The organism is Amycolatopsis sp. NBC_00355, from assembly GCF_036104975.1.
Classification (GTDB): Bacteria; Actinomycetota; Actinomycetes; order Mycobacteriales; family Pseudonocardiaceae; genus Amycolatopsis.
Genome location: NZ_CP107982.1, coordinates 3009960 through 3022415 on the forward strand (window position 1 = coordinate 3009960; position 12456 = coordinate 3022415).

Consider the following 12456-nt stretch of genomic DNA (forward strand, 5'->3'; position numbering starts at 1 on the left):
CGGCCACGCCGAGCGCGAACCCCACCGTTGCAGTCGGGTGGTGCGCTCGCCCAGCACCGGCCGGGCGAGCAGGGCGGTGAGCACGGGACTGATCCCGATCACCAGTGACGAGATCGCCGCGGGCACGCCCAGTTTGATCCCGCCGTAGACGCCGAGGAACTGCACCCCTCTGCACGAGGGTCCCGGCGAACGCGATGTGGCCGAGCTCCCGGCAAATCGCCGGCCACCGGGCGCGGCCAGCGAGGGCGATGATCGCCATGCAGGCGGTGGCCACCGCGAACCGCAGGAACGTCAGGGTGAACGGCGGTCCCCGTGTTGGTGGCCGCCGGAGCGATCGAAGGTGCCATGCTGGGGGCGGGTCAAGCGCTCGTCCTGCCCGCGGTGAACGCAGGTCGCTGGGTCGCGGCCACCGCGCGGCGGCAGCTTCGTTCGCCTACGTCCTCGGACTGGCGCCGAGCACCTGGGCCACCCGGCTCCGCGACTGGCCACCCCTGATCCTCTGGCCGGCCGGGGCGGTCCTCGGCCTGGCACTGTTGTTCTCGATCAGATTCGCCCAGTGGCTGATCCTGCGGCACCATATTTCCGGTTCAGCGCGCCGGATCGCCACCACCGCCGGCGCGTGGTTGCTCGGCCTGGCGGTCTTCCTGGGTGTCACAATGCCGCTGTGGCAGCCCGGCCAGAGCCTGGCGCTGACGGTCCTGATCGGTGTCCTCGGTGGCTTACTCGCAGTGATCGGTCCGGGTGGGTCCGCAGCCCCGAACCGCGGGCCCACCCGGGTGTTCACGCTTGTTCGAGCCGATCTCGGACCGCGCGCTCGACCAGCACCGGCAGGAAGCTGCGAACCTCGGCCTCGTCGAGCCGACGGCGCTCCGCGGCGACCGCCGCCTCCACATCGTCGCGTCGTTCGGTCCCGTACTCGTCGATGAGCCGCGAAGCCAGCGCTTCGAAGCTCTCGTCCTCACCCTTGGTGGCCAGTTCGTCCATGTCGGGGTGGTGCGTCATGCCACATCCTCCGTGCGTCGACGAAACTTGTTCGCGAATTGCCCGGCGATCACGCGGCTCAAACCACCCGCGCGCCGGTGATCGCGCACACCAGCCGGTTGCCGCCGTGCTGCCAGAGCGTGCCCACTTCGGCGAACCCGGCGGCTCGCAACGCGCGCTCGTGAGCGGACAACTGCGCAGACTCGGCATCGCGGTGCGCCGCGGCCGGGCCGTCTCCACATCGAGCCACGAGCTCGGCGAGAGCGGGATCTTCCGTGACGCCGTCCCACCATGCCCGCCAGTCGTCGAGGCTTTCCCCGCGCGGTCCAGCCGCCCAGTGCTGCAAGTGCCGTTCGAGTTCCGCGAGTCCGGGTGCGAAGTCGGCCACGCTCAGGTCGTCGCCGTTCAGGAGGATCCCGCCGGGCCGCAGCAATCCGGCCAGCTCGCCGTACGCTACCCGCAACTGCGGCTCGGGCAGCCAGTGAAGCGCCGTCGTGCTGACCGCCGCACCGACAGTCTCGCGCAACGCCAGGTCAGCACCCCAACCAGGACGACCGAGGTCCGCCTCGACGAGGCGGAGGCCCGCCCGGTCTCGGTGGGCAGCCCGCGCCAGGCCGAGCAGCAACGGATCGGCGTCGACCGCGACGACCGTCGCCGCCAATATCCGGTCGAGCACCCGCACCGCCAGGGAGCCCGGCCCACAACCGAGGTCGAGCACCACGGGATCCGGACGGGCACACGCTGCTACATCGGTGCGGCTTCGGCCCGACCTGGACCGACCACCGTCACCACGAGTCGGTACAGCCTGGTACTCCAGCCGTGGTGGAAGCGACCGAACGGCACCACTGTGCCTCGCCTCCGCGTCGACGACGAGGCACAGTGGACCGTACTTCACTCCACAGGAACGTAACCACCGCCGGTCTGAGCCGCACCGAGGTCGGAGTACGTGGACGCACTGGACACGAAGCGACCGTGGGTTACCCGGACATAGGAACCGTTCAGAGGAAAGACGACCACGAACTTCGACCCGTCGGTCCCGCGCAGAACAGCTCCTTTTCGCAGGTTGTCGAGCAATTCGACGATGTCGCGCTCAATCTCCTCCGCGAATTCACGCTGCTTGTCCTGTCCGATGTCATACGAATCGGTGTCGATGTCGTAGGTGGCGCGCCGGTCAGTTGCCGGATCGCGCGCCTCGAACTCCAACCCGAGCCAGCGCTGCCGCTCGACCACGACGGTGGCCTGCCATGTCGCCCCGCCGAGCTGCCACTTCGATCCGACGGCGGTCTCCTCGGTGACCACCGACCACGTGGTGATCACCGAGAGCTCGCGGAGGAACTCGAGGAGTCGGTCGCCCACTCCGGTCGTCATGCCCTTACCACTTCTTCCAATAGCCCTTGCGGATCCAGTTGAAGTCTATGCCGACCTTGCGACGTTCCAGGTGGATGTGGATCGGGTTCAGGGCCTTGCCGAGCCGGCCGAGTTCGACGACGGCTGACACGTTCGCACGAGGAGCCATCAGCTGGCCGCCGCGCCGAACCGAATGACCGAGCAGGCCCGGCCGATCTCGAGATCAGCCGGGCACTTACAAGCGCTAAGTGGTCAGTCGGTGAGGAGTCTCCTATCACTGCTCCGGCTGTTCGACGCTTTCGCTCTCGCTGCCTGGGCGAGCCGCACCGGGTCGACACCCTGGGAGACACCGCGCAGGCGGGTGTTACATAGGAGACCGATAGGATTCGACCAGACGACGGGCGTGAACCTGACCCGACGGGCGTAGCCGAAAAAGACTGGCCGGAACACGTAAAAGGCCCGCCATGGCGGGCCTTTTACTCTGCGGCGCGGGAGATCTCCCACGTATTTGTGTCCGAGGGGGGACTTGAACCCCTGCACGTGGGATATCTCCCGTATTTGGGGAGATCATGCGGTCACAGTAGCGCACAGTCACCACCGCCGCACATGCCATCTGCGCTGGAATCCCGACACACCGACATCCGGCTGCGGAGACAGTGGCCGCCGTGCCTAACGGCATCGCGCCGACGGAATGATGCTCGCGAGCACAAGCGCCGACCCGAGTGCCCGACCGGAAGTCGCCGATGACGTATAGAAACCGGCCCGGCGCCACGGAGCAGGGGCCTTACCCAGCCTCTGAAGGTGAATCATCAACCGTCTTAGCGTAACCGTCCCGCCATCTCGATGTCTACCACCATGGGGAGAGACGACTTCAGCCGTCTCCTCCACCGCCGCCGAGGATGAAATCCGGTCGCAATCCGCCTGCGGCTGATTCATGCCGGGTGCCGTCGATCGACTGCCGTCGATACCCGTACTCCTTCACAAAAGCGGAATCCCCGCGCAGTCACAACCAACCGCAAGCTCGCCCACGAACGCGCCCACCTTCGCCTGCGCCACCACCACTTCCTCGTCGCCGTCACCCTGGCCGGCACGCTGAACCCGTTGCTGCGCCCGCTGTGCGCGACCGCCCGGTTCGCCCTCGAACGCTGGGCCGACGAGGCCGCCGCGGAGCAGGTGGGCGACCGCACAGTGGTCGCCCACGCCGTCGCCAAAGCCGCCCTCGCCGGGCAGTCCCGGCCGACGTTCGCCCTCGCCGCCACCGGCGGGCCGGTCCCCCGCCGCGTCAAGGCACTGCTGACGGCCCAGCACCGCCGGCTCCCGGCCGCACTGCTCGCGGCCACGGTGGTCTTCGGCATCACCGCGTGGTCCGCGGAGACCGCCCTGGATTCGGTCACCGACCTGCACAGCACCATCGAATCCGCACAGGCGGGGCACGGGTCCGGCTGACGTCCCGACGTCCGGCAGTGCGTTGCACGTACTACTTGACGCGTAGTAGCGTGCGGTCGGTCCACCGAACGAGACGCGGATGCCGAACGACGCCCAGATCCTCGTGCTCTACGCGCTGACCGACGGGCCGCTGCACGGTTACGCAGTCAACACCGCGATCGGCGAGCTGACCGGGGAACGGCTGGGGCCGGGCAGCCTCTACGGCGCCCTCGCCCGGTTGGAGGCGAAGGGGCTGATCGAAGCTCTCGAAGGTGAAGGCCGCCAGCGTCCGGTGCGCATCACCGACCAGGGCCGGACCGTCCTGGAGCGCGAACTGCTGGCCATGGCCAGGGTGGCCAACGCGGGACTCCGGCGGCTCGGCGTGCGGCCGGCATGACCGTCGCCCAGGGGCTGGCCCGACTTTATCCGCGTGCGTTCCGGGACCGCTGGGGCGCGGACTTGGCGGTGGAGGTCCGCACGAGCGGCCCGCGGTCGTGGCCGAACTTGCTCGCGGGCGTCGCCGACATGTGGTTGCACCCCGCCGCCTGGCCCGCACGCTCGGCCGCCCAGCGCCAGGCCCGGGTCGTCGCGATGGCGGTGATCGTGACGGGCATCGGCTGGCTCGCCGCGCACCTGATGATCGAGGACACCCGCGGGCTTCCCCGGATGCTGGACGTCTGCGCGGTCGCGGTGGTCGCCGGCCTGCTGCTCGCCCGTGCCGCGCCCGGCCCCGGCCACGCTGACGACCATCGGGCGGCGACTCCTGCGCCGGCTCGCCGGACCGGCCGTGCTGGGCGTCGCCGTCGTCGCCGTCGCCGTCGTCCACGGCACCGGCGGTCCTTCATCCCGCCGATCCGGCTCACCCTGCTCGCGTGCTGGTGGGTTCCTGGGGCGGGGCCGTGATCCAGGTCGCCAGGACCATCGCCGGGCGGGTTTCGACCCGGCCGTGCCCCCGCGACGCTTCCGGTTCGGCGTCCGGGTCCTGGCCGCCGCGGCCGCGCCCACCGGTGCGACCCAGCTGGTCGCGGCGGTCACCGATCCGGCACCCGTCCCGGCCGCGCTCGGCCTGTGCCTGCTCGCGGCACCGCTGTTCCTCCGGCCCCCGGCCACTGCAGCCTGAAAGGTGCAGACGATGCGCGTCACCGCGCCCCTCTACGCCCTGTACGCGCGGCGCCTGCGCAAGCAGCTCGCCGGCACCGGGCTGCCGGGCCACGTCGGCCTGATCATGGACGGCAACCGGCGCTGGGCCCGGCAACAGAGCCTGGCCAACCCCAGCCTAGGGCACCGGTACGGCGCCGCGCACGCCGAACGCGTGCTGTCCTGGTGCGAGTCTCTCGGCATCCGCTACGTCACGGTCTTCCTGTGCTCCACGGAAAACCTGACCAACCGCGCCGACGGCGAGGTGGCGTTCCTCATCGGCGGTCTCCAGCGGGTTGGCGGCACCACCCGGTCAGGTGGTATGGGTGAGGACGTCCGTTACGCCCGTTGGTTGCGGCGGATCTACTTGCAGGCTGCAGTCTGGCCAGCCCCATAGGCGGCCTGGGCCTTCGTGAAGCCGTCACCCGCCGACGATGACAGCTGCTGCTTCAACCCCGAGCAAGAGAACGACGTGAAGCTCAAGTAGTTCTCCGCCGACTTGACCGCCTGCGCGTTCCAGTCCACCGACAGGCTGTCGACGGCCTGGGTCGCCACATCCTTCGGGAACCCGTCGCCGGCCGACGAGGACAGCTGCCGGATCAGGCCGTTGCGCGAGAACGCGGTGAAGCTCAGGTAGTTCTGGGCGGAGGCGCGGGCCTGCTCGACCTGCGGCGGGAACTTGGGTGCTTCGCTCGTGGTGGGTGCCGGCGGCTCGACCGGAGCAGTGGCCGCGGCCGAAGCGGCGGCGTCGTTCAGGTTGGGGCTGGTGGTCTGAATGTGGTCGGGCGCGGCGACCGAGCTGTTCAGGGCAGCGGCGGGCATCCCGTTGGCGGCGTCGTTGACCGCCTTGCCGAAGGCCGCGGTCCAGAGCACGCAGATGACCAGCCCAATCGCCGACAGCACGACGGCGGTGATGGCCAAGCCCTTGTTGCTCGCCTGGCCCCGGTTCGCGCGCAACGTCCCGACGATGCCGAAGACCAGCCCAAGGATCACCAGCGGCCACGCGATAACCCCGATGATCGGGATGAACGCGAAGATCAGGCCGACCAGGCCGAGGACGAACCCGGCCGTGCCAAGGCCGTTCTTGTACTGGTTCGGGGCCAGCATCGGTGGCGACGGCGGCATGGGGGCGTAAGACACGGTTGCCTCTTTCAATCCAACGGCGCGCGACCGAACGCGTCACGCTCTGCACCATTCGTCGCCTTTGCGCATGCCCACGTAACAAGGCTCGGGAGCCACTCCTGATAACGGAGGGGACTCAACCAGCTCCGCCTGCGATCATTTTCGCTGGTGGTCGCTGTGAGCGACTGACTCATCGTCGTTACCTAGGGTGAGAAATTGAAAGCTCAAGTTCACTCGGACGGGCTAAGGTATCCCGCGAGGCCAGGAGCGGCTCAGTTGGAACCAGGCAGGCAGCAGGCACAGGTGCGTGGTCACCCCGACCTGGGGTCACGATCATCCGCTACTGCGCAGCGACACAGGCTCGCCCGGTAGGCGGCAACCCGAACGCAGACTTACATAAGGGCTATTATCGATGCCCAGTCACGCACAGTGAGCACGTCTGCGTTATCAAGTCCGTCGCGGTGGACTCACAGCCCTCTAGACCCGACACCTGCACCCAAATCGCGTCGCACTCTGTCACGGGTCCGATCACTGCAGACTTGCGAGGCAATCTGGGCGATTCCGCAGGCTCGACCCGCGGAGCAAGCCGAGCTGGCCCGAGGGGCGCCGCGCAGTACTGCCCGGCCCTCGACGGATCAACTGCGGCAGTCTTCTGCAGTATTCCTGCCGAAGGCGTTGAGCCACTGCTCGGCTCGCTGCGACGTGAGGGTGCCGGCAACCTCCGGGGTTGCCATCTCGAAGACAAACTCGGTCAACTCGTCTTCGAAGCCCTGCTCGCGACCGACATCGTCACGCACCTCGAGCGCTTCCGCCCAACGCTGTGCTTCCTCAGCGGTCAGCGCGCCGGACAGGTAGCCCCGAAGTACGCGTGTTGCGTCAGCACGAGTCAGGTTGACCAGTTCGACGTCGCTGTCCCACTTGTACCCAGCGAGTACGGCGACCGCATCTCGGACGGGCCTCCGGCACTGCACCAGGTCGCGGAGCGCGTCCACTCGCTGTTCCTCGGGCGAGGCGTGCTCATTCATCTCGGCATCTTGTCCTTGATGTGGGCAATGGAGCCATCGGGCAGTCTAGTTGTTTTCGTGTACCCGACCGTCGAGCCGTCCTCGGCGACCACCTTCGTGTAGGTGGCCGACGAGCCAGGCACCCGGCCGGGAACTCGACTTTCGAACTGGATCGCCCCGTCTTCGAGCTGGGTGATCTTCGTGGTCTCCGCTCCCGCCGGAAGCTTCTTCTCGTAGCGGCCGAGGTTGGCCTGCTGACTCGGCGACAGCTCATGCTGCCCGACCGGCTTCCCGCCGCCGCTCGAACCGCTTGTCGCGCCGTCTCCGTCGCCCCCGCGGCCGGCCCTGAACGGCTCTACATGATCCTCACCTGCGGCATTCACCGCCATCTTGGCGAGGCCCTGTGCCGCCAGGCCAGCGCCGGCAGCCATGCCCGCCGCAGAGACGGCGTTGACCGGAACACCCACGACAGCGCCGACACCGGTCGCGTCGAGCACAATGCCGAATCCTTCTCCAGCCGAGCTGACGATGGTGAGTCCGATGCCCGCTGCGGCCTCGATGAGATCACCGGGATGATGGAGAATGGCCGAGCCGAAGGAAGCCAGGCCGTTGAGCAGGTGGGCGCCGACGTCGGCGGCGAAGTGCCCGAGGTCGTCCAGCCAGCTGGATGACTCCGGTGCCGCTGCGGTCTGCGCACGTAGCGTCTCTGCCGCACGATCACCCACTTCGGCGAGCTGAACCCGAGCGCGGCTGAGGATGTCTTGGGCTGAGTCGCGGCTGCTCTCGCCCGGGTCGGTGAACGGCGGTGCCGGCTGGTTGGCGGCCGCAGCCTGGGCTACAACCGTGTCATGACCAGCCCGCGCCTCTTGGGTGGCGCTGTCGCCTTGGTCCCACAGATGGATTGCCTCCTGGGCCTGGGCTTGCGCCCACCGCAAAGTGCTGCCGTAATCCTCCAACACGCTCGCGCCGGACTCCAGCGCATCGCCTGCCGCGAACCATTTCCCGGGTTCGTAGGAGAACTTGTCGTGGAACGCGCGCGCGGCGGGGCCTTCCCAAGATCCCGTGTCAATGGCCTGCAGTCCTTCTGCGGCCCAGTTCGCTCGGTCGGCTCGCGCACGGAGTACTCGCGCGTTCTCCTCCACGGCTTCCGGTTTGCCGGGAATCAGCGCGGTTGGATCGCGGGTCTTGCCGAGATCAGTCACCGTCGACGGCTCCGGCACCGGGGTCGCCACTCAGGGCACGAGCGGCGTTTTCGTCGATGACCCGGTAGGCCTCCACGGCCTTGGTCAAGGCGTCGCCGATCGCGCCAGCGTCGTCGGTGAGGGTATCCAGGCCGCCGCTCCACCGGCCGCAGTAGTCCATCAGCGCGTCATGCAGGCCGTTATGGCCGTAGACTCCGGCGTCGCCACATAAGTTCCGCAGCTCGAACTGGTGCTGGTCCTGCACGCTCTCCCGTACTCCACGGGCGGCTTCGTCGACCGCGTCGACATCGACGTGAAATCCTGGGCCATCCAACACCTACGTGCGCTCCTCATGACGAACGGCGGTCGGCCAGCCAACGAATGCGGTCGCCTCTTCGTTTTGCCAGTCTCGTGATTGTCCAGTTTTTGTCATCAATATCTGCAGCGCACAACAGCTCTGCAGCACCGAACGACTTGGCCGGTGCGAGCGGATCAATCCATCGCACTTCTGCGCTCAGAAGGGTTGCAGGGGGCAGCGACGATGAAGCAGACAGGCCGCTGGCTGCTCGGACGGCCAGCTTGTCGCACCAACCACCCACAGTTCACATAGTCGCCGTCGCGTCTACTACGCGCCCGTGTCACTACTCCAGTCGGTCACCTTGCCGATCAACATCGTTTCCTGTTGAAGACAGTCGGCCAAGGCAGAGGAAACGTTACGGTCGCACCGAGTCCGCGGTAGAAGTCGCATCGCCTAAAGGCGCACTCCTGTGCTGCACCAGCCGACACCCGAACGTATGACAGATCTGAGATTCACCCTCGACTGGCAGCAATGACGCGTGCCCCGCCCCGAGTTCAAGACCGTTCTAACTGCCCAAGCAGTGACGGTGAACGATTTCCGCACGACCAAGTGCGCTGGGACGCAGAGATCAAAACGCTGTCACGTCATGTATGTCGTTATACAGAACGGGTGGGCGACACCACCAGTGTTTCGCAGCCGCGCGTGATCTGATGTCATGCACCCATGACCCGCACACGGATCCCGTGCCCCTCGGCCCAACCGGTCTACGCGGCGGTCGCGCTGTGGCGAGACCGCTGTCTCCTCGATGACCTGGGACTGTTCAACGACAACCGGGTCTCCACACTAGGGAACATCGAGGTCCTGGTCCGGGACTTCGTCCAACAACCAGACCTCGGGGAAGGCACCTTCCTCAGCAAGCTGCGCGGTCAACTGACGGCCGCGCCTCCGGGCGCGGTGCAGCTGGCGGCTGAACTGCTGTACGTGCACCTGTTGATCGCGCGAAGCAGCACGATCGGCGGTGCGAAGAAGCTGCAACAAGTGCGGACCGTGCTCGGGTTCGCCGGCTGACGGCGTGGCGCGGCTGGTTCATCGCCACCGGCTCGTCAGCGGACGGCGGCGGTGTGTGGCTGTCCCAGGACGGCGCGCATTGGGAACGGGTTCCCGTCCGGGAGAACGGCTTCGGTGACACCGAGAGCCTTAGAGTGTTCTCGAACGACGGCACGGTCCTCGTCGCGGGCAACACTGGTTCGTCCGGACCGGTGAAGGTCTGGCGGTCCTCCTGAGGCCTAGCGCCTCGCCCGGCCCGCGGCGGCGTGTTCGGCCAGTCCAGTCGCCATGCCCCGCATGAAGCCGCGGAGGTACCGCGTCAGGAACCGTGCTCGACGCGCTGACCTACGCCGGCGACGCCGCCACCTCGGGCAAGCTGCGGTTCATCCATGGCGACATTCGCGACCGCCCAGTCGTGTCCGCCGTCCTGCCCGGACACGACTGGGTGGTGCACCTGGCCGCGGAATCGCACGTCGATCGATCGCTGCCCGACGTCGGGTTCAGCTGGAGCACCAACAGAGCGGCAACAGACCGCCTTGGCAGGTCCGTCATGGGGTTTGCGCGACCGTCAGCACGCATACGGGGTCAAGGCCAGCAATGTCGTATTCGTCGTCGTTGTCCAGGTCGCAGCCGACCAAGTCCACTCGTTCGTGCCGAGGAACGGCGTAGATCGCGATCGGTGAGCCCGCGGTGGTGTAGTGCGGGCACACCGCGGCGGTTAGCCGCGCGCAGCGCAGTGAGCAGACGGCACCGCCGTACATCTCCACCATCGTGCTGACCTGATCGACAGGTGTCAGCACGTACACGATGTCCGTCCGCGGCGTTCCGCACAGCTGACACAGGTCCTCCGTGCGCATGCGCCCGGCTCGATGGCTGTCGAACTTCCACGGATCCCAGCCACCACCGCGTGTGCCCGGTCCGCTGGCGGCCAGCCACGGCTGTGGGCGCGACTGCGGGCGCTGCGGCAGCAGAACACTAGCGTGGTCCAGGTCGGCGACGCACTGGGTGCGAGGTCGAGGCCACAGCCCCTCGCCTGCGTCTTCACCAGGGACTTCTACGCGGTCCAAAGCCCGCAGCTGCACGTCCGCCGTCACGTACTCTCCCCCTCCCTCCGTGCCCGCGGCCGCTGACAGTCGACGCCACGACCGACACGCAGGTTAACCGAGCTGACGTCAGTGCCTGCGGCGTGGCCGCACGGACCTGTGACCTGCCGCGTTCGGCCTTCGAGGCCGGTCCGACCGTCTGTCGTGACCACCAGAGCACCGGTCGTGTCGTCCATCTTGTTGATGCCTGACCGTTGCCCCCGCTCCAGACGGCCGGCCTCGCTCTGGGCATCGACTGCAGGAGTCACTGGCCCGATTCTCCCCACCACACGCTGCGTGCCTGGAGCAGCGACCCGACTGACGTCGGTGTCCACCGCACAAGATCGGCTGCTACAACGCGCCTGGACCGACAACTTCGTGCGTTCTGGTTCACCGACCGCCCCCGCAGCGGTTTCACCGCTGCATATGTCGACGAGCAGACTCCATGAAATCCTTGATCGAGAAGCCCAGCCATCTGAGGCGCCGGCGGCCGGCGGCAGACAACAGAAGCCCGGCCCTGCGCAGAACGCGAAGGCGGCGGGTTCCTTCGCGGGCGTAGCGTCGATCCCCTACCCCGCGATTCTCGGGACAAAAGAGCTCCGGCACCGCCGCCTTCCCGGCGCCGACCCACTGCCGCCGTGTGAAGGCCGTTATACAGGTCGACGGCGACCCGCCCCCCTGCCCTGGGTCTCGATGGCCGAGGCGCCCGGCGGTGACGTCACCACCTTGATCAGGGACAGCACCTTCCGGCTCGGCGACAACATCCTCCCCCGAGCCGTTGATGTCCCGCATGCCCTGGCCAGCACTGAGCAGCCTGCCCCACAACGGTGCTCCGCGGGATCAGGGCGCCAGCACATGATCGCGACACGGTGTCCTTGACAGGGTAGACATCGCCGTCGTGACCGGGCTCGACCGAATACATCGAAGTCAACGAATCGTCACTTCCCGTCCGGGCTTGAGCACGAGTTGTCCCTGATGTCCTTGCGCTTGACCTGCACCGAATGCACCAGGCGCAAGCCGTCACTCTCGAGTGTCTTCTCGCTGTGCGGCGCTTCCCTGAAGCTCTTCTCGTCATACTGAGCAAGGCGACTCTCGGGAACCTCATAAATGCGGACGGAGAACTCGGCGCCGAAGTCGTCATCGCTGCCAACGTACAGCGCCCAAGCGTACCACTCAGAACCCGGGGCCGCGGTCAGATTAGTCTTCCTGGTGACCCAGATTCTCTCCGGGTCCACAAGAACTCCAATTCGGAATTGGTACCCTGATGCAGGCTTGCCAACCCCTCGACTCGAACACACTTACTGACAAGCGCACCTTCGGTCGACTTAGTGATATGCTCACCTCCCCCACCAGGCGTTAACGGGGCGGGGGACGGCGACTCAGTTGGCGATTGCGCGCCGGTCGGCGCGGTCGAGATCTGAGCAACAATGCCGAAACAGATCAAAACCAGCCCGGAGCTGAGAGCTATGATACTGAGCAGCTTGGAGACCTTCTTTGGCGCCACAAACAGGTAAGGGCAAACAGGTAAGGGATTGACACGAGTATGCCGATCACTCCCAAGCCGATCAGAGCCTTAGGTTTGTCGCCCAGCGGTGTTATACCGAGGAGATAGAAGATAACTGCCCCCACGTCTGCCGCGATGGAAATTACCGGCAGCAGGGTGCGCAGCTTAGACTTGATCTTGTTGGGCTTCAGGGTGTTGGCCGTTCAGGAACATCGGGCGGCGTGTCGGCGCGTCGAGAGTCTGCTTCGGCAGCGCAAAGCAGTGCCGGTGGATGCGCTCGAGCCGAGGTCCGCCGATCGGCCAACCCTGAGATGTGGGAGCTGGAGGC

Annotated in this window: 16 protein-coding genes and 1 pseudogene; 7 read left to right on the top strand and 10 right to left on the bottom strand. The window is 67.1% G+C overall.

From position 1 onward, the window contains the following. Positions 1-780: 780 nt before the first annotated feature. From OHS18_RS12560 to OHS18_RS12575, 4 genes are all read right to left on the bottom strand, one after another. The gene (locus OHS18_RS12560; RefSeq protein WP_328617087.1) at positions 781-1002 is read right to left on the bottom strand and encodes a three-helix bundle dimerization domain-containing protein; all 222 of its coding nucleotides are present in this window, start codon (positions 1000-1002) and stop codon (positions 781-783) included. 58 nt (positions 1003-1060) lie between these two features. Further along, the gene (locus OHS18_RS12565) at positions 1061-1699 is read right to left on the bottom strand and encodes a class I SAM-dependent methyltransferase (RefSeq protein WP_328617088.1); all 639 of its coding nucleotides are present in this window, start codon (positions 1697-1699) and stop codon (positions 1061-1063) included. A 173-nt stretch (positions 1700-1872) separates the two neighbouring features. Next, on the bottom strand, positions 1873-2349 hold the full coding sequence (locus OHS18_RS12570) for a hypothetical protein (protein ID WP_328617089.1): 477 nt from the start codon (positions 2347-2349) through the stop codon (positions 1873-1875). A gap of 4 nt (positions 2350-2353) precedes the next feature. Then, positions 2354-2479 carry a hypothetical protein gene (locus OHS18_RS12575; RefSeq protein WP_328617090.1) on the bottom strand — a complete coding sequence of 42 codons (126 nt, stop codon included), beginning with the start codon at positions 2477-2479 and terminating at the stop codon, positions 2354-2356. Between the two features lie 950 nt (positions 2480-3429). Here OHS18_RS12575 and OHS18_RS12580 point away from each other — a divergent pair. The 5 genes from OHS18_RS12580 (at position 3430) to OHS18_RS12600 (ending at position 5287) form a co-directional block, all read left to right on the top strand. Further along, entirely contained in the window at positions 3430-3774 is a 345-nt protein-coding gene (locus OHS18_RS12580) for a hypothetical protein (protein WP_328617091.1), read from the top strand. 79 nt (positions 3775-3853) lie between these two features. Next, positions 3854-4150, top strand: coding sequence for a PadR family transcriptional regulator (locus OHS18_RS12585; RefSeq protein WP_328617092.1), 297 nt, complete (start codon positions 3854-3856; stop codon positions 4148-4150). A gap of 68 nt (positions 4151-4218) precedes the next feature. Continuing rightward, on the top strand, positions 4219-4656 hold the full coding sequence (locus OHS18_RS12590) for a hypothetical protein (RefSeq protein WP_328617093.1): 438 nt from the start codon (positions 4219-4221) through the stop codon (positions 4654-4656). 43 nt (positions 4657-4699) lie between these two features. Continuing rightward, positions 4700-4873: a hypothetical protein gene (locus OHS18_RS12595; RefSeq protein WP_328617094.1), complete on the top strand. Its 174-nt coding sequence runs from the start codon at positions 4700-4702 to the stop codon at positions 4871-4873. Positions 4874-4885: 12 nt separating this feature from the next. Further along, positions 4886-5287: an undecaprenyl diphosphate synthase family protein gene (locus tag OHS18_RS12600; RefSeq protein ID WP_328617095.1), complete on the top strand. Its 402-nt coding sequence runs from the start codon at positions 4886-4888 to the stop codon at positions 5285-5287. On the opposite strand, the gene OHS18_RS12605 is transcribed toward OHS18_RS12600, so the two are convergent. From OHS18_RS12605 to OHS18_RS12620, 4 genes are all read right to left on the bottom strand, one after another. Further along, entirely contained in the window at positions 5254-5997 is a 744-nt protein-coding gene (locus OHS18_RS12605) for an Ltp family lipoprotein (protein ID WP_328617096.1), read from the bottom strand. The genes OHS18_RS12600 and OHS18_RS12605 overlap by 34 nt on opposite strands. A 650-nt stretch (positions 5998-6647) precedes the next feature. After that, entirely contained in the window at positions 6648-7037 is a 390-nt protein-coding gene (locus tag OHS18_RS12610) for a hypothetical protein (protein WP_328617097.1), read from the bottom strand. Continuing rightward, positions 7034-8248 carry a putative T7SS-secreted protein gene (locus OHS18_RS12615; protein WP_328617098.1) on the bottom strand — a complete coding sequence of 405 codons (1215 nt, stop codon included), beginning with the start codon at positions 8246-8248 and terminating at the stop codon, positions 7034-7036. The genes OHS18_RS12610 and OHS18_RS12615 overlap by 4 nt, the downstream gene beginning before the upstream one ends. Beyond that, positions 8211-8534 carry a hypothetical protein gene (locus OHS18_RS12620; protein WP_328617099.1) on the bottom strand — a complete coding sequence of 108 codons (324 nt, stop codon included), beginning with the start codon at positions 8532-8534 and terminating at the stop codon, positions 8211-8213. Before OHS18_RS12620 ends, OHS18_RS12615 begins: the two co-directional genes overlap by 38 nt. A gap of 684 nt (positions 8535-9218) precedes the next feature. Here OHS18_RS12620 and OHS18_RS12625 point away from each other — a divergent pair. Further along, on the top strand, positions 9219-9563 hold the full coding sequence (locus OHS18_RS12625) for a hypothetical protein (RefSeq protein WP_328617100.1): 345 nt from the start codon (positions 9219-9221) through the stop codon (positions 9561-9563). Positions 9564-9870: 307 nt separating this feature from the next. Then, positions 9871-10068 (top strand): annotated as a pseudogene (locus OHS18_RS12630) (GDP-mannose 4,6-dehydratase); the annotation flags it as partial. Positions 10069-10090: 22 nt separating this feature from the next. Here the strand turns inward: OHS18_RS12630 and OHS18_RS12635 are convergent. Continuing rightward, entirely contained in the window at positions 10091-10636 is a 546-nt protein-coding gene (locus tag OHS18_RS12635; protein ID WP_328618746.1) for a hypothetical protein, read from the bottom strand. Positions 10637-11562: 926 nt separating this feature from the next. After that, positions 11563-11859, bottom strand: a complete 297-nt coding sequence (locus OHS18_RS12640) for a hypothetical protein (RefSeq protein ID WP_328617101.1) — start codon at positions 11857-11859, stop codon at positions 11563-11565. Between the last annotated feature and the right edge of the window lie 597 nt (positions 11860-12456).